General features: G+C 64.5%; 11 protein-coding genes and 2 pseudogenes. 9 read left to right on the top strand and 4 right to left on the bottom strand.

The annotated features are described in order from the left end of the window. Window positions 1–15: 15 nt before the first annotated feature. Window positions 16–1041, top strand: a complete 1026-nt coding sequence (locus AWB74_RS35330) for a LacI family DNA-binding transcriptional regulator (protein ID WP_061151290.1) — start codon at window positions 16–18, stop codon at window positions 1039–1041. A 51-nt stretch (window positions 1042–1092) separates the two neighbouring features. Here AWB74_RS35330 and AWB74_RS35325 read toward each other — a convergent pair. The 4 genes and pseudogenes from AWB74_RS35325 to AWB74_RS35310 form a co-directional block, all read right to left on the bottom strand. Further along, window positions 1093–2650 (bottom strand): annotated as a pseudogene (locus tag AWB74_RS35325) (gamma-glutamyltransferase family protein). Between the two features lie 70 nt (window positions 2651–2720). Beyond that, the gene (locus AWB74_RS35320) at window positions 2721–3623 is read right to left on the bottom strand and encodes a LysR family transcriptional regulator (protein WP_087039380.1); all 903 of its coding nucleotides are present in this window, start codon (window positions 3621–3623) and stop codon (window positions 2721–2723) included. A gap of 67 nt (window positions 3624–3690) precedes the next feature. Next, window positions 3691–5004, bottom strand: coding sequence for an MFS transporter (locus AWB74_RS35315; RefSeq protein WP_061151264.1), 1314 nt, complete (start codon window positions 5002–5004; stop codon window positions 3691–3693). A 64-nt stretch (window positions 5005–5068) separates the two neighbouring features. Beyond that, window positions 5069–6358 carry a M20/M25/M40 family metallo-hydrolase gene (locus AWB74_RS35310; RefSeq protein WP_061151263.1) on the bottom strand — a complete coding sequence of 430 codons (1290 nt, stop codon included), beginning with the start codon at window positions 6356–6358 and terminating at the stop codon, window positions 5069–5071. A gap of 516 nt (window positions 6359–6874) precedes the next feature. Here AWB74_RS35310 and AWB74_RS48280 point away from each other — a divergent pair. The 8 genes and pseudogenes from AWB74_RS48280 (at window position 6875) to AWB74_RS35270 (ending at window position 17934) form a co-directional block, all read left to right on the top strand. Continuing rightward, complete coding sequence (locus AWB74_RS48280; protein WP_268811230.1) at window positions 6875–13171, top strand: autotransporter outer membrane beta-barrel domain-containing protein; 6297 nt, start codon at window positions 6875–6877, stop codon at window positions 13169–13171. An 80-nt stretch (window positions 13172–13251) separates the two neighbouring features. Beyond that, on the top strand, window positions 13252–13533 hold the full coding sequence (locus AWB74_RS35300; RefSeq protein WP_268811229.1) for an alanine racemase C-terminal domain-containing protein: 282 nt from the start codon (window positions 13252–13254) through the stop codon (window positions 13531–13533). A gap of 175 nt (window positions 13534–13708) precedes the next feature. Continuing rightward, window positions 13709–14848 (top strand): annotated as a pseudogene (locus AWB74_RS35295) (2-isopropylmalate synthase); the annotation flags it as partial. Between the two features lie 248 nt (window positions 14849–15096). Continuing rightward, entirely contained in the window at window positions 15097–16191 is a 1095-nt protein-coding gene (locus tag AWB74_RS35290; protein ID WP_061151260.1) for a branched-chain amino acid aminotransferase, read from the top strand. Between the two features lie 6 nt (window positions 16192–16197). After that, window positions 16198–16395, top strand: a complete 198-nt coding sequence (locus AWB74_RS47530; RefSeq protein WP_061151259.1) for a hypothetical protein — start codon at window positions 16198–16200, stop codon at window positions 16393–16395. Between the two features lie 69 nt (window positions 16396–16464). Next, entirely contained in the window at window positions 16465–16836 is a 372-nt protein-coding gene (locus AWB74_RS35280) for a hypothetical protein (protein WP_061151258.1), read from the top strand. Between the two features lie 72 nt (window positions 16837–16908). Then, window positions 16909–17184 carry an RNA chaperone Hfq gene (gene hfq / locus AWB74_RS35275; protein ID WP_061151257.1) on the top strand — a complete coding sequence of 92 codons (276 nt, stop codon included), beginning with the start codon at window positions 16909–16911 and terminating at the stop codon, window positions 17182–17184. A gap of 102 nt (window positions 17185–17286) precedes the next feature. Continuing rightward, entirely contained in the window at window positions 17287–17934 is a 648-nt protein-coding gene (locus AWB74_RS35270) for a hypothetical protein (protein ID WP_061151256.1), read from the top strand. Window positions 17935–18029: the final 95 nt, after the last annotated feature.

Raw genomic sequence — 18029 nt, 5'->3', positions numbered from 1 at the left:
GAGGAAAGCAGGACCATGCAGAGCATCGCGCCGGCCAAGCCGAGGCCCACCATTTCCGACGTCGCGCGCCTGGCCGGCGTTTCGCCCACCACCGTTTCGCACGCCCTCAACGACAAGGGCTATGTCGATCCGCAGACGCGCGAGCGCGTCAAGGAAGCGGCGCGGACGCTTGGCTATCGTCCGAGCGTGCGCGCGCAACGCTTGCGGACCGGCGAGGCGCACACGATCGCGCTGGTTTCGTCGATGCCCTTCGAGATCGCGGGCGGCGCATCGCGGCTCGGCTTTCTGATGGAAGTCGCCGCGGTCGCGGCTTCCGCTGCGCTCACGCGCGGCCTCGCTCTTGTGCTGGTGCCACCGGTAATGGCGGGACGTTTGCCGCTGGAGCAACTGGATATCGACGGCGCGATCGTCATCGAGCCCACCGCCGACGACGCCAATGTTGCGCATCTGCAGGAGCGTGGCCTGGCCGTGGTGTGCCTCGGACGCCAGCCGGGCAACGATGTGGCGCCCTATGTCGACATCCATTCTTCGGCGACCTCCGAGCTGCTGCTGAACCATCTGCACGAGCAGGGCAGCACCAAGATCGCGTTGCTGATCGGCGCGCAGGCGCGCAATTCGTATATCGAGGCCCGCGAGGCGTATGCCCGGTTCTGCGCCGCGCGCGGCATGACGCCGGTGATCGCGGTCGCGGACGAATCGGGCGGCGAGGACGCGGGACGCGACGCGTGCGCCGCGTTGCTCTCGGCCCATCCCGACCTGGACGGGCTGTGCGCGCTCGTCGATGCCTTCGCGGTCGGCGCGGTGCAGGCCATCGCGCAACGAGGCAAGCACGTGCCGGACGACATCAAGATCGTTACGCGTTACGACGGCGTGCGTGCGCGCGCGTGCCGGCCGCCGCTGACTGCCGTCGATATGCATCTGGAGGACATGGCGTCGCAGGCGGTCGAACTGCTCTTCGCGCATCTTGCGGGCAAGGGCGGCGCGCGGACGGTCGCGCCCGCGCTGCCGGAACTGGTGATACGAGAGTCGTCTCGCGCGTGACGCTCCCTTCTGACCGTGATGCGTGCGAGGTCGTCGCACGAGGGACGTGCCTCACCAGCCCGCTGCGGCGCCGTCGCTGCGCGGATCGTGACCGCCTTCGAAGAATCCGTTCGGATGTCGAACGATCGCGCCTGCGTGACCCATCGTTTCGTCGTAGGGCGCGAGCACATCGACTTCATGACCGAGACGTCGCAGCGCGGCGATGGTCTCGTCGCCAAAGCGCGCTTCGAGCTTGAGCGAATCGCTTGCCTGCCCCCATGTGCGTCCGAGCAGCCAGCGCGGAGCATCGATTGCGGTCTGGGGATTCCAGCCGTACCGCGCAATGCGCGTAAACACCGCGCTCTGCGATTGCGGCTGGCCGTCGCCGCCCATGTTGCCGTAGACCATCACGCGGCCGTCGTTGAATCGCGCGAGCGCCGTGAAATGGCCGACGCCCCGGCATCAGCGGATTGCGCGACGCTGCATCGAGCGAAAAGCTGCAGCCGCGGTTTTGCCAGTTGACGCCGGACGACGGCAGCACGATGCCGCTGCCGAACTCGTGATAGATGCTCTGGATGAAGCTCACCGCCACGCCATCGCCATCGATAACGCCGAGCCACACCGTATCGGCGGGACCGAGTCCGTTGCCCCAGGGCGCGGCGCGATCCGTCGATATTTGCGCGGCCATTGCGTCGAGCCGGTCCGGCGCGAGCAGCGCTTGCGGATCGACATCCATGTGATCCGGATCGGTGATGTGCGCATCGCGGATCGCGAACGCGAGCTTCGTCGCTTCGACGCATGCGTGGACGTACTCGGGGCCGAGCGGGTCCATGTCGTCGCGCAGCACGCGATCGAGCAGACCGACGATGATGAGCGACACGAGCCCCTGTGTCGGCGGCGGCATGTTGTAGACCGTGCCGAGCGAATGCGCGACGGCGAGCGGTGTCACGACGCGCCCGCGATGACCCTCCAGATCGGCGAGCGCGAGCGGACTGCCGAGCGCGTTCAACTCCCGCGCCATGTCGCGTGCGAGATCGCCGCGATAGAAATCGTCGAGCCCGCTGCGCGCGAGTTGTGCGAGCGTCCCGGCCATGCGCGGTTGGGTGAAACGATCGCCCGCGCGAAGCGCCGATGCCGATGGCATGAACGTGTCCGCGAAACCTGGAACGCCTTCGAGTTCGTCGCGCTTGGCCGCAATACAGCGGGCCTGGCTGTCGGTGACGGGCACGCCGTTCGTTGCGTAGGCGATCGCATCGTCGAGCAGACGCGCGAGCGGCAAGCGGCCGTTCAAGGTCTTTTGCGACCACTCGAACGCCGCCTGCCAGCCGGAGACCGTGCCCGCGACGGTATTCGCCGCGAGCGGTCCGCGATGCGGAATGCGGTCCAACCCGAGTTCGCGATATCGCGCGATGGTCGCCGCCGCGGCCGCCGCGCCACACGCCTCGATGCCGACCGGTTCATGGCCCGGGCGCGAAATCAGCCAGAAGCCATCGCCGCCGATACCGTTCATGTGCGGATAGACGACCGCGATCGTCGCGGCCGCCGAGATCATCGCCTCGACTGCATTGCCGCCTTCGCGCAACACGCCGAGTGCGCTCTGCGCGGCGAGCGAATGCGGCGCGACGGCCATGCCGCGTGTGCCGCGTGATGGATTGAAGTGTCGAATGGTCATGAATCGGATGTCGAAGAAGGATGAACGGTCAGACGCCGCGCGGCTTCAGCTTCGCGCGCATGAGCTTCCTGCAAACCTGAACGAATTGCTCGACGAGCGCGGAACGCTCGCCGCTGATTGCGAAACTCGCCACGACGGGAATCGCAATTTCCGGCGCGAGCGGCACGACGTTGAGGCCGATCTCCCGCGCGGAAAGTGCCGCGAGTTCGTCGACGATGGTGAGGAGCGGCGAGCGCGCCGCCAGCGCGATGAGCGAATGATACGACTGGGCGGTGATGGTCGCGCGCACGTCGATCGCGTGTTCCTCGAAGCGCTTGTTGAGAAGACGCCCCAGAGGATCGTCGGGATCGGGGCCGATGATCTCGCGTCCGTCGAACGCGGCGAGTCCGATTTCATCGGCATCGTCGAGCACGCCGGGATGACCCACGCACACGAGCCGGCTCGACGCGAGTTCCGTCTCGCGAATCGCCGGATGCGCGACGCTGTGATAAAGCACGCCGACGTCCGCGTCCATCAGCGCGATGTTCGCCACCGCCGTCGCGGAGTAGTCCGAACGCACGGACAGCTTCACGTTCGGATGCATTTCGCCGAACGCGAGCGCGGCATCGGCCACGACGGTCTGAGCGAGCGCGGGCGCGGCGAGCACGCGGATCGAAGATTCGTCGGTGCCGCCGCGCAGGTTGTCCGCGAGACGCTGAACCGCGTGCAGCTGCTCGTCGAGCTTGAGTATCTCGGGGAAGAGGCGCTGCGCTTCGCGTGTCGGAATCAGCTTGCCGCGCGTACGCTCGAAGAGCGGATAACCCAACTGCCGTTCCGCGCTTTGCAGGATCTGCGTGACCGCGGGCTGCGTGAGCGACAGCAGCGCAGCGGCGGCCTTCAGCGTGCCCGTCACGCGAATCGCGTTGACCACTTCTATGTGCCTGAGTCTCATCGAATGTCGTGTCGGGTCGGGGTCGGGCCAATCAGGCGAACCGGCCCGCACTGCAAGACCGGTGATGTCACGCGTTGTTCAGCGCGCGGCTTTCCTCGATGTGCGCGCTTTGGGAGCGCAATCTGAACCAGAGGATACAGCCAAGCGCGAGAACGGCGGTGACCATCACGTACCACGCGGGCACGAACTTGCTGCCGGTTTCGTTGGCGAGCCACGTGCAGATCATCAGCGACAGCCCGCCGAACACGGCGAAGGTCAGGTTATGCACGATCGCGATGCAGGTCGTGCGCGTGCCGTGCGGAAACAACTCGGCGACAAAGGCGGGCATCGCACCCTGGAACACCATCACGCAGGCGGTGAGGCCGGTGATGCAGAACACGTAGACGCCTACCGTCGGTTGCGCGACCATCAGATGAAACGCGGGCATCGCAAGCGTGGCGGTCAGCAGCGTGCCCGCGGTGATGAGCGTGAGCCGGCCGACGCGATCGGACAACGCGCCGAACACGGGCGGCAGGAAAATCTGCGCGATCGAATAGCCGATCGCTCCAAGCATCGAATCGCCGGCAGAGAGGCCGAGCACCTTGTGCGCATACAGCGGGATGAACACGCCGAGCAGATAGTTGGTCGATGCGGCGAGCGAATAGAGTCCGATCGCGGCCGCGATGCGCGCCTTGGAGGTCGCGAGCGTTTCACGCAGCGGGTTGTGCTCGTGGCGGCTCGCTTCGAATTCCGGCGTTTCGTCGACACGGCGGCGAATCCAGTAGCCAAACGGCACGATCGCGAGGCCGATCAGAAACGGCACCCGCCATCCCCATGACGACAGCGTGTCGGGCGTCATGAGGCGCGTCGTCACGAGTCCCACGATGCTCGCGAGCCCCGTCGCCAGTCCGATGCCAACCACCTGATAGCTCGCGAAATAGCCCTTCATGCCCTTGGGCGCGTGCTCCGTGACGAACGACACCGTCGAGCCGAACTCGCCGCCCGCCGAGAAGCCCTGCAGGAACTTGCCGAACACGAGAATCAGTGTGCCGCCTGCGCCCAGCATTGCGTAGGTCGGCGCGCAGGCTATCACGAAGGTGCCGAGCGCCATGAGCCAGATGGTGAGCATCATCGCGGCCTTGCGTCCGCGTCTGTCGCTGTACGAGCCGATCATTACCGCGCCGAGCGGCCGGATGAAGTAGCTGATGCCGAAGGTCGCGGCGGTGGCGAGCATCGACGTGTAGGCGTCGCCTGTCGGAAAGAACACTTTGGCGATGATGGCGGCGAGAAATCCGTAGATGAAGAGGTCGTAGAACTCGAGCATGTTGCCTACGAGCGCGGATGCCAGAATGCGCCGGAACTTGCCGCGTTGCGCGCGGCTGAGAGCGAGATCGTGTGACATGGCGTTTCCCTTGGTCGTGACGACGTATGGAGACTGGACGCGAGCCGGGAGCCGGAACGTGCGTTCAGGCTTCGGGCGTGGCGTGCAGGTAATCGAACGCGGTGAGCGCGTAGATTTCGCCGAGCGCACACAATTCGTCGATGTGGACGTGTTCGTCGAACGAACCCATGTTGTGCGCGGTGAGACCGCAGACGACCGTGGGTACGCCGTGCATGCGGTAGTGGCGCGCGTCCGATGCGCCGACGCGCATGTTGACCACCGGCGCAATGCCGAGCCGCGCGGCGCAGTTCTCGCGAACGCGCTCGACGATCTCGTGACCGGGCGCGGTCCAGTTCGGCTCGTAACGCCGCGTGATGTGCGCGCTCACGCCCTCGTGACGCGAGACGATCTCCGTGATGCGCGCCTCGATCTGCGCGACGCTCACGCCGACCGGCAGACGGATGTCGACGGTCGCCGAAGCGTGATCCGCGATCAGATTGGAGAGGCGGCCGCCCTGAACGGTGCCGAACGTGACCGTCACGCTGCGAAGCACGTCGCTTTCGCCGCTGCCGCAGAGCGCTTCCGAAGCGGCGCTCGAGCGCTCGATCGCGGCGAGCACGTCGGCGGGCGCCTCGACAGGAAAATCGCGCAGGGATTTGAGGTCGGAAACGGAGTCGAGCAGCCGCTCGATCGCGCTGACGCCCTTATGGACGTGCGCCGCGTGTGCCGACTTGCCCACGGCTTCCAGACGCAGCCAGATCATGCCTTTCTCGCCGAATCGCAGGATGGCGGGGGAGCCGGTGTCGGCGCTGATCATCGCGTCGCCGGATGCTTCCGGCACGTGCTTCAGCAGATAACCCGCGCCTTCCGTGCCCATGCTCTCCTCGTCGCCGACGAAGGTCGCGACGACTTCGCCCGGCAGCGTATCGCGTATCGCGGCGAGGTGGCGCAGCGCGAACACGATCGCCGCGATGCCGCCTTTCATGTCGGAGACGCCGAGCCCGTAGAGCTTGCCGTCGCGCGCTTCGCCGTTGGGATCGGCGCTCCAGCGGCTTGTGTCGATCAGCGGGAAGGTGTCGAGATGGCCATTGAACACGAGCCGCCGGCCGGCCCGGGCGCCGCGCACGCGCACGACGAGATTCATCACATGAGGGAGCGTGCCGAGTCGTGAGATTTCGACGCCGCTGCCTTCGAGCATGGCCTCGATCCGTTGCGCGACGGCGTGGGTGTCGCCGGGCGGATAAGGGCTCGGCACTGCGACGAGCGCGCGCGCCAGATCGACGACTTCATGGCTGCTCGCGGCGACGGCGTGCGCGAGCGCGCGCCGCTGGCCGGATATTTCGGGGGTGTTCTGGACGAGAACGTCGGCTTGCATGGATGACCTCCGGGAATCGTGCAGTTCCGGCGCGCGTGTTACGCGCCGGGCATGAATCCATCGTCGGTGACCGATTATTCGGCGTCCAATCAAACAAAAACGCGAGGGTATAAGCGGAACTTAAGTGCTTCGGGCCCCGGGATCCAGCCACGGGCTGATAGCGCCTTGAATTGAACGGAACCCGGCTAACGGTACCAGTTGTTCCATCCTACTAATAATCATCTAACTGAACATGCGCACTATGCACCCTAAGCGCACGTGATTGATGTGTTTTTCAGATGCAGTTAGAAGGGTAATTCTATTCCTGGGTAGGGATCAAATTCGTAGATATCCACGCGCCAGTGCGAGCTTCATGTCATTCGTAGTGCAAATCAACAGGATTTTGACCGATAGAGCCGGGCGGGCCTGGAAACCCAGCCTCTGCGCGACTCGCAGACAAATTCGATGTTTTTCAAAGAGACATCAACCATTTGCACCTGTTAATGCGACGGAACCAAAAAAGGAAAGATCGTGTACATGTTCAAGCATTCATCGCGTTGTGAGTCTGCGCGGGCAGTGACGTCGCCGCTTTCCGTGGAGGATTGCTGCGGGCGCAAACGTCGGACTGTCGTGGCATTGGCTTCGGCCGTAACGTCGCTGGCAGCGCTGTTCGTTCCGGTCGCGGCGCGAGCCCAGTGCAACAGCAGCGCCAATCCTGCGCTGCCTTCGGCGCCCGCACAGACTAACTTTTCCAATCAGTCGTTTGGCGCAGCGCCGCTTCCCCAGTACTACCTGAGCGCCTCGGGGCTGGCGGGATGCAAGGGCGCCGACAACGGCTCGACCAACGGCCCGGGACAGGATGGCTTCGCCGGTCAGTCGGGCGGTTCCTTTAGCAGTGTCAACACCGGAATCACGGTGAAAGGGGGCTTCAAGTCGAACCCCAACAGCCTCCCGCCGGGTGCGGTTTGGTCCGCCAGCGGCGGCGACGGTGGTGACGGCGGACAGGGCGGTGCCGACCTCAATGGCTCCGCCACGACCGGAAACGGCGGGGCGGGTGGCAATGGCGGCTCGGTTTCCGTGCAGTTTGCCGGTTCCGTCGGCCCCGATTCGACCGGTGCTCTCCCGGAAATTGGTCTGCGCGTTCAAAGCAGTGGCGGCACCGGCGGGCGGGGCGCCGACTCCAATGCCGGAGGCGGTGAACCGCTCTACGGCGGCAACGGCGGGACAGGGGGGAGGGGTGGTCAGGCAACCCTTAACGCCTCTGGCAATGTCGCGTTCTATGGTAGCGGCCTGCAGGTATTCGCCGAAGGCGGTGCCGGCGGGGAAGGCGGCAACGCACCCGTTCCGCTTGATCCTTTTTTCATCGTGGACCATGGAGGCAGCGGCGGCAACGGCGGCAACGGCGGTACCGCGACGCTGGTGTACCAGAACGGCAGCCTGACCGCCAGCACCCCTGCAGGCCAGATCTTTCCGATGCAGGCTGGCGCTGATGGCAGCAGGGGGGGCGCCGGCGGCGATGCGTTGGCGGGAACTGGCAGCTTTGGCGGGAACGGCGGAAACGGCGGGAACGGCGGCGCAGCCAGCGCGGAACTCGGCAGCGATGGCAAGATCGTCTTCTCCGACCAGACGCAACCGGTGGGCAGTCCCTATCAACCGGGCAGCGGCGTGACCGCCACAGCGAATGGCGGAGCGGGGGGAGCCGGTGGCAATGTCGCGGGGGGACTCGAGATCCGCGATGGGGGTGGTGCGGGCGGCAACGGCGGAAATGCCGGCAACGCCAGCGCCACCATCCTGGGTTCCATCGACTACACGGCGAATGTTCCCACTGGACACTCCGCTGCCGGATTGATCGGGGGCGAGGCGGTGCTGGTGCAGGCAAATGGAGGCGCCGGCGGTGTGGGCGCAGGCGCCCAGGGCGCCATCGTTGGCGTAGCCGCCAATGGCGGTAAGGCAGGTGCCGGCGGCGGTGCCTCGCTGACTCTGGGAGACGCAACCGACACGGCGACGATCAGGACCAACGGCCCGTATACCCACGGCGCGCTGGTGCAAAGTGTCGGCGGTGCCGGGGGCAATGGCGGGAGTGTCAACTTCGTGCTGTCTGGCGTGGGTGGCGCGGGTGCCGCGGGCGGCAATGGTGGCGCGGTCACGGTGAACTCGGACCACGCATTTGTCACCGTCGGCAGTCAATCGGGCGAAGGTAGCATCCCGCTGATCGCCCAGAGCATCGGCGGTGGCGGCGGAAACGGCGGCGACGCCAGCGGAGTCGCCATTGGCGCGGGCTTCGAGATCGGCGGCAACGGCGGCCAGGGCGGCAATGGCGGTCCGGTCAAGCTCACGCTGGGTCAGCACAGCGTGTTCGGCAGCCTTGATCCGAGCGGTGGCGCCGGGATCCTGGCGCAAAGCATCGGCGGCTCTGGCGGCAATGCCGGCAACGCGACGTCGATCGGCGCGGGGCTGGTTAGCATGGTGATCGGTGGCGATGCTCACGGTGGCGGCTCGGGCGGCCAGGTCACCATCGACAACGGCGCACTCGTCACGACATACGGCGATCACGCAGCCGGCATCAAGGCCCAGTCCATTGGCGGGGGTGGCGGCAATGGCGGCAATGCCAGCGCGCTCAACGGCGGCGGTCCCATGTCGAGCGCTGTTGCCATTGGCGGACGAGGCGGCAGCGGCGGTCCGGCCGGCTCGGTTTCGCTGACCAATACCGGACAGATCTCGACCTACGGGTCGGATGCGGAAGGTGTTCTCCTGCAAAGCATCGGCGGCGGCGGCGGCTCCGGCGGCAGTGCAATAGCCCGTGCCGTTGCTCTTTCGCCCAGTCCCAACATTCCCTCGATCAGTGTCGGTGTCGCTATCGGCGGCGCCGGCGGAACCGGCAACACCGGCGGCGACGTCACGCTCAACAATTCCGGTCTGATCACGACCGCGGGCGACAGCGCGATCGGCGTGTCGGCGCAGTCCGTCGGCGGGGGCGGTGGTACGGGCGGCGACGCGACTGCGGCGTCCTATTCCGGGTCCGCCGCGAAGGGGGCTTCCATTTCGGCCGCTGTCGCCATTGGCGGCAGCGGCGGTAGCGGTGGCACGGGAGGCGCCGTCAACCTGGCCAACTCAGGGCTGATCGCCACCATGGGCCAGGATGCCTACGGCGTGTTCGCGCAGTCGGTTGGCGGTGGTGGCGGCAATGGCGGTGCGGGCGATGCGGCGGCAACGTCGACTGGCTCCAAAGTCAGCTTCAGCGCGGCCATCTCGGTCGGCGGAACGGGAGGAACTGGCGGAACGGGCGGCAAGGTTAACCTGACCAACGACGGTTCGATCGCCACGCGCGGCGATGGCGCGGATGCCGTGTTCGCCCAGAGCGTGGGCGGCGGTGGCGGCGCTGGCGGTGGGGGTGCAGCCGCCGCGGCCGCCGGCAAGCTGGCTATCTCCGTGGGTGTCGGCGGCAAGGGGGGCGTCGGCGGCGACGGCAACACCGTGACAGCGATCAACAATGGCAACATCGTCACCCGCGGCACGGCCTCGACCGGCATCTTCGCGCAAAGCGTCGGCGGTGGCGGTGGCAAGGGCGGCAAGGGCGGCGCGACCGCGGGCGGCGCCGGCGGCTTCGACACGATCTCCAATGCCCAGACGCTGTTCGGCATTCTGGGTCAGGGACTCGGCCTGAATCAGAATGTGCAGAACCTAGGCAACAATATCCTGCAGGTCGGCGTGCTCGGCGAGAAAATCAAAGCGACCTATACCGATCTGCAAGCGATCTTCGCGCAGCCACAACCCGACTCGAACCCGCTCGGCACCGCGACACAGATCAGCGTCGGCGTGTCGGTCGGCGGTAGCGGCGGTGCGGGTGGTCAGGGCGACGCGGTGAACGTCTCCGACTCTGGCGCGATCGGCACCTTCGGCGCGCAATCCCACGGTATCTTCGCGCAGAGCATCGGCGGCGGCGGCGGCAGCGGCGGCGCGGCGAGCTCGGCCGGCAAGGCGAACGATGATGCGAAGGTGCAGACCGCGGTCGCCGTGGGCGGCAGCGGCGGCGCGGCCGGCTCAGGCGGCGCGGTGAGCGTCACGAAAGATACGAGCGGCAACATCGAGACTCAGGGGGTGGAAGCGTTCGGCATTTACGCGCAGAGCGTGGGCGGCGGGGGCGGCAACGGCGCGCTGGCGGGGGCCATCAGCGGCTCGCTGAAAAGCCTGTCGATCGCCGTGGGCGGAAATGGAGGCGGGGCCGGTGACGGGGGCACGGTCAGCGTGAGCACGTCCGACACCAGCAATGCGACCGGCATCCAGACGTTGGGCAAACACAGCATCGGGGTTCTCGCGCAGAGCGTTGGCGGCGGCGGCGGGGTCGTGACGACCATGAGCTCCGATGAGACGTTCGACCCCTCCAAGATCATCAACAATCCTCAGGGACGGCTCGGCGACATCTACGGGATGCAACTGAGCTTCGGCGGTCAGAACGGCAGCTCCGGCAAGGGCGGCAACGTCAATGTCGCGGTCAACGGCAACATCCAGACCCAGGGACTCGACGCGCACGGCGTGGTCGCCCAGTCGATCGGCGGCGGCGGCGGCCTCGTGGTCGGCGGCCAGGTCAATCTGCCCGCGGGCGGCACCGGCGGGGCAGGTGGCGCCGGCGGCGATGGCGGCGCGGTCGCGGTCAATGTCAAAGACGGCTTTATCGGGACCTCGTCCGACGGGGCTTATGGCGTGATCGCGCAGTCGATCGGCGGCGGTGGCGGCTTTGCCGGCGATCCCTCGCAAGTGCAGTCGTACCAGCCCGGCACGGGCCTCGGCATCAAGGCGAACAGCGGCAACGGCGGTACGGTATCCGTTGCAGTGGACGGCGCACTGATCTCGACGTCCGGCAAGTTTGCGCCGGCAATCTTCGCGCAGTCGGTCGGCGGTGGCGGCGGGCTCGAGGCCTATAGTGTCGACGGTGGGGCGCAGCAGGTGCTGGCGCGTGGCACCGCAGGTGGTAAGGGCACCGGCAATGCGGTGGACGTCGAACTGAAGAACGGCGCCATTGTCCGTGCGTTCGGCACAGGCTCGGCCGGCATCCTTGCGCAGAGTGATGGCACGTCATCGGGCCCGATCCGGATCTCGATCGACAGCAGCTCGTCGGTCATGGGTGGTGCGCCGTCCTACGCCGATCTGCAGCACATCGACTCGGCGGCAATTCACCTGCTCGGCGGCACCGGCAATCAGATTACCAACGCCGGCACCATCAGCACCAACTCCAGCTCACAAGGACAATTTGCGATCGTCGCGGACGGCCCTACGAGCACGAAGCTCACCAACACCGGCAAAATTACCGGCGACATTGTTCTCGGACCCAGCAGCACCAACGTCGTCAATAATCTGGCCGGCGGCGTAATCGACACACCTAACAAGCTGAACGTCGGCGGCGGCACGGTGAACAATGCCGGCACGCTCAAAGTCGGTGGCGCGAAGTCGATCGGCAATACGGTTCTCACCGGCAATCTGGTGCAGAGCCCGACTGGCACGCTGAACGTCCAAATCGATCCGGCCAACAAGCGGTCCGATCTGCTCGACATCACCGGTACCGCCGCGCTTGCCGGCAAGGTGCAGGTCGATCCGGTGACCTATCTGAAGAGTACGAGCACCGTGCTGACGGCGGCCGGCGGCATTCAGCCAGACGCGACGCTCGCGGGCACCTCGACGCCCGTCTACCGCTTCACGCCACTGATGCAGGGCAACACCGTCGCGATCAAAACCGACGCGGATTTCGTCGGTGCGAGCAGGGGCGCTTCGGCCACACAGCAGAGTGTCGCGGCCAATCTGGACCGGCTGTGGAACAGCGCCAATCCCGCCTTCGCACCCATCTTCGGCGCCTTCGGCAACGTCGGTAGCGCGTCGAGCTATGCTCAGACGCTGAACACCGTCTCCGGCCAGGAACTGCTCGGCATCGCTGCGGCGCGCTACCAGGCCAGCCAGGCATTCGCGCGCTCCGTCTTCAGTTGCCCGGCGTTCGCCGACGACACCACAGTGAGAAAGCAGGACTCCTGCGTGTGGTTCCGCGCCACGGGCATGTGGGAAAATCGCAGCGCCGACGCCTCCTTCCCGGGCTACGGCTGGCAAGGTACGACGATGAAGGTCGGCGGTCAGATCCAGCTGCAGCCCGGCTGGTTCCTCGGCGGCGCCCTTGGCTACGAGACTGACCGCTTCACCGGCAACGACAACCTGACGAGCGCCAACGGCAATGCGCTTCTTGGCGTCATCGCGCTCAAGCACGAGGTCGGGCCGTGGACTTTCAGCGGTGCGGCGGACGCCAGCTACGGCTGGCTGAACAGCTCGCGCGTGATCCCGACCGCCAATGCGGTGGCGACCGCCTCGCCCGATTCGTTCAATGTCGGACTGCACTTGCGCGCGGCCTACCAGATTCCGTTCGAGCACTTCTACCTGGAGCCGGCGATCGACGGCGATCTGAACTACATCAATCTTCCGGGCTACACGGAGAGCGGTGCGGGCGCGCTCAACCTGAAGGTGGCAAGCGCGAACAGTGTCATTGCGACCGGCACACCGAATCTGCGGATCGGGACGCGCACGCAGATCGGGTCGGCGACAGTCGACGCCTATGTCGGCGCCGGGGTGAGCTTCATTGCAGGCAATTCCTACACGACCAACGCGTCGTTCGCCGCGGCCCCGGGTTTCGGCAGCTTCACCAATACGCTTACCAATGCGCACGTCGCAGGCAAGTTCTCTGCCGGGGTGGAGGTGTACACGACCAAACGTCTCGATGTGCGTCTTGAGTATGACGGCGTAGTGGCCGCGCACGAGGTTGAGAATGGCGGCCAGGTCCGGCTCAAGTACAGGTTCTGACAAAACCGTCGCGACCCGTGCAAAGCATTAAAAACCGTAGAGCGTGGCGGTTCGTCATGCCTTGCGAGATGCGATAGGGCGTGCCGATCGGGTTCGGGGATGGGATGAATCACGTGCCGCCGCTCGGACGCGTGCTTATCGGCGGACACGAGGCGACGATCATGGGGCGGCGCTCATTGCAGCACACGGTAATCGATCTGAGTGCGTTGCCCGAGGCCGGAGTCGGCAGTGTCGTGACGTTCGTCGGCGAGGACGGCGGCGGGTTCATCGGCATCGACGAGCTGGCCGATGCGGTGCGCATTCCGGTGATGGAGTTGCTGCCACGGGTCGTCCGGATGTTGCCTCAGATATCCCGGACTTGAATCGGGAGACGGGAACCGATCGACACAGTTGCATGCGGGTTGACCCTAGATTTGCCCGCGGCATCGTTAGCTATAATCGCGCGGTCAGGCGCTGTGATCCAGCGTCACGATAGGCAGGAAGGGTTACCCCCCATTCCCTGATCAACGCAATTGCCGTTCCCCACAGGAGACTGGCATGTCAGACCGACTCATCATTTTCGACACCACCTTGCGCGATGGAGAGCAGTCGCCGGGTGCGTCGATGACCAAAGACGAAAAACTGCGCATCGCCCGACAACTCGAGCGCATGCGCGTCGACGTGATCGAAGCAGGGTTCGCCGCGAGTTCCGAAGGCGACTTCCAGGCGATTCGAGCAATCGCCAGCGAGATAAAGGACAGCATCGTCTGTTCTCTGGCGCGGGCGAACGAGCGTGACATTTCGCGAGCCGCCGAGGCACTGAAGCCGGCAAGCCGTTCCCGCATTCATACGTTCATCGCCACATCCGCGCTGCACATGGAAAAGAAACTGCGCATGTCGCCTGATCAGGTCTATGAACAGGCGCGGCGTGCGGTGCGTCTGGCGCGCGGCTATACCGATGACGTCGAGTTCTCGCCGGAAGACGCGAGCCGCTCCGACCTCGACTTTCTCTGTCGCGTGATAGAAGGCGTGATCGACGAAGGTGCGACTACCATCAATGTCCCCGATACGGTCGGCTATGCCGTTCCGGATGGCTATGCTGCCTTGATCCGCGAACTTCGTGAACGTATTCCCAATTCCGACCGGGCGGTCTTTTCGGTCCACTGTCACGATGATCTCGGGCTGGCCGTGGCCAACTCGCTGGCGGCCGTCAAGTCGGGCGGGGCCAGACAGATCGAATGTGCGATCAACGGCCTTGGCGAGCGAGCGGGCAATACGGCGCTCGAGGAAGTCGTGATGGCAGTCAAGACGCGACGCGATGTCTTCGGCCTCGATGTGCGCGTGGACACGACTCAGATTGTCGAAGCCTCGCGGCTGGTTTCGGAGATCACCGGGTTCACGGTACAACCCAACAAGGCGGTAGTTGGCGCCAATGCATTCGCACATGCATCAGGCATCCACCAGGACGGCGTGCTGAAAGCGCGCGACACTTACGAAATCATGCGCGCGGAAGACGTAGGCTGGAGCGCGAACAAGATCGTGCTCGGCAAACTGTCTGGTCGAAATGCATTCAAGCAGCGGTTGCAGGCGTTGGGAATCGAGATCGACAGCGAAGCTGAACTGAATGCAGCGTTCGATCGCTTCAAGGCGTTCGCCGATCAGGAAGCAACCGTGTCCGACGACGCACTCGTCGCTTTGTCGCAGCAAGGCAAGGTTGCGGATACGACCGGTTCGCAACTCTGACGACCGGCGTCGTCAAGTCTTCGCGTACGTCGCTATTGCCCGAATGGGCCCATGCGACAGTACAGTCCGAAGAAGACATGCCTTCGAAAACGCCAGCTCCCGGGAGACGAACGCCTCTGCGTTCGCTCTCGTTCCATTTCAATCCATCGCGGGTAGCCGTGCGAGTCTGGTGAGCCCCGCCTTGTCTTTGGTCGAATGAAAGCATGAAAACTGATATGCCCACACAGTTTGTCGTTTCCCCGAGCGCGACGCCGACTCCGCACGATCAGATCGTCGCGAGCATTTCAAACCCCGTGTTCGGTCGGGTGTTCACCGATCACATGGCGACGATGCGCTGGACCAACACGCTTGGCTGGCACGATGCGAAGGTCGAGCCTCGCCGGCCGTTTCAGATCGATCCCGCTTGCGCCGTGCTGCACTATGCGCAGGAAATTTTTGAAGGCATGAAAGCGTACCGCGGCGAAGACGGCTCGGTCTCGCTATTCCGCCCCTTCGAGAATGCCAGGCGATTTCGTGCCTCGGCCGCGCGTCTTGCCATGGCCGATCTCCCGGAAGCGCTCTTCGTCGAGGCGGTGGAATCTCTCGTCAAGGTAGACCGGGACTGGGTGCCGGGTGGCGATGGCAGTCTCTATCTACGTCCGTTCATGTTTGCCTCCGAGAGCTTCCTCGGCGTGCGCGCGTCACACGAGTACGTGTTCTGCGTCATCGCCTGCCCCGTAGGTCCGTACTTCAAGGCGGGGAAGTCGTCGGTTACGGTCTGGGTGTCCGACCGATACACTCGCGCGGCGCCGGGTGGAACGGGTTCGGCCAAATGCGGGGGAAACTATGCTGCCAGCCTGATCGCGCAGACCGAGGCTGCAGCCAAAAGTTGCGACCAGGTCGTTTTTCTCGATGCCGCCGAGCACAAATGGATCGAAGAGATGGGAGGGATGAATCTCTTCTTCGTCATGGACGATGGTTCTCTGACGACGCCGCCATTGTCCGGCACGATTCTGCCGGGCATCACCAGGGCTTCGATCATCGAGCTTGCAAAGCGTGAAGGCATCGTAGTCAACGAGACGCCTTATGCTTTCGACGCATGGCGTGCAGACGCCGCGAGCGGCCGTGTGCGGGAGGTATTCGCTTGTGGGACCGCTGCTGTCGTCACTGCGGTCGGTGAGGTTCGCCATGCCGCCGGAGAATTTCAGATCGGCAACGGGGGAGAAGGAGCCGTGACACAACGCATGCGCACGCAGCTGACCGGAATCCAGCGCGGCAAGCTCGCCGATCCGCTTGAATGGGTTCATCGCATCGACTAAGGCCGATTGGGCCTGGATCGCGCTCGTCCGCTCAAGCGTTTTGCCATGCTGGAGGCGGACGCCACGCGCGCTGACATGGCGGGCGATCCGGGCGAAGCGCTGACAGCACAGGGCTTGGCCTATGTTGAGTTCGCCCGCGCGCATCCTGCGGATGGGCAAGACTACGCCTGCCGCACGCCGAGTGTCAGGGCGCTTTTGCGCTGATGATGGGGCGGGTGATTTTAGGCGCGCTTTGCAAGAGCGTGCTGAAAAACGCCGCGTCAACGGCCAGACATGATCATCGTTGGCGTCGCCGCCTCGTTTAGCGAGTCGCTCGACGCCATCGAAGCGTTCATGTTTGTTCAGGACGAAGCCTGGGCCGCGCGACGTTCCGACCACTTTGAAGGCGAAATAGTTGAGCTTATTACGCGGCTGGGGCAGTATCCCAAGATGGGTCGTCGAGCGGATTTCCATTCAGTGACTTCAGCTGCATCGCAGGCATGGCTACGGCAAGGTGAGCAGTTGGCTGCACAAGCCCAGTCGTTTCAGTTTCGGGCGTCTGTTCTTTCCGCCAGTCTCATCCTGTACGCGTGTTCCGACACGCGCGTGGTCCTGCTTTCGATCCGCGACGAACGAGATGCCAAGTACGGCCCCGATGCTGTCTAATGCTTACGTGGCTTGCAGATCGGACACGATCGAATGCGCTTGAGCCCATCAAATCTTGAAGACAAAACTGAAATGGCGCAGAACCAACCCGGTGTACAAGGCGACTTTCTCAACGCGATGAGAAAGGAACGAAAGCGCGTGGCGATCTATCTGGTCAACGGAATCAGATTGGTTGGACACATCCAGTCATTTGACACGTACATGCTTTATCTCAATTCGACCACGGGATCGCAGATGATCTTCAAGCACTCGATCTCGACGATCGGCGAAGATACGGGTCCGGCCGTTCGGTCGAACAGCCGGGCGAGCGGATCACGCGACTTCACAAATCGTTCTCACGCAAAATAGGGCGACGACGTTTCCACGGGCGCAGTGGCGGTGGGAGACCCTTGACTGCATCTTGAAGTACGTCCCGCCGCGTTCGCTTTCAGCTCAGGACCCCAAGAGACTATGAACAAAGCAAAGACGAAACTAACCCGTCAAGACGCTGAGCGCCTTTTCGAGGGACTGCCTGCGGGAGCGAGCGCGAGGGCATCGAGCCGTCCCGAGAATCCATTCGGGCCAGAAGTGTCCGACGTCGTCAAGCGCGTCGAAGACGAATCTGCGCTCTGGAAAGACAACCTGATCACGCTCCCGGTGGCAATCGAGTTGCCTAGAGGCTACGACTCGGTGTCTCGCATGCGCGAAGCGATGGCGCGGGCTTTGCGCGTGAAGTGGGTGAGGGAGGGCAAAGACGAGGTTGTCGCCGAGTTTCCGGAAGGCTGGACGGCGATTCGCCCAGGAACCGGCCCCAGCGAGTTGCGAGACCCATCCGGTGTGGTCCGAGCGTTATTTGGTTGGGCCAGGAATGCTGAGCTCAGGATCCTGCCACGCTATTTAGTCGAGTCACAGACAAATAGTTCGAACGGATTGGGAAGCGTACTTGTTCGCGATCGCGGGAACGGTCGAATTCTCGAGCGGTCTTCCATCTGGTCGGCGCAAACGGGTACCAACCATCCAGATTGGACCAAGCTTGTAGCGTGGCTTGATATACGTTATCCAGACCATGATGACCCGCTGCGGTACTGGGAAGATTGCGAGAAAAATCTCCGAATCTGAGCTGCTGTGGGGCCCATTGCACGGCAATGGCACCCGCCAACCTTGCAAAATGCTAACAGATGCGCTCTAATAGGCATGCCTGCCTTAGATCAACC

The organism is Caballeronia arvi (assembly GCF_001544695.2).
In the GTDB taxonomy this organism is placed as follows: domain Bacteria; phylum Pseudomonadota; class Gammaproteobacteria; order Burkholderiales; family Burkholderiaceae; genus Caballeronia; species Caballeronia arvi.
Note: the sequence above shows the minus strand (reverse complement) of the source record. Positions and strands in the feature narration are given on the sequence as shown.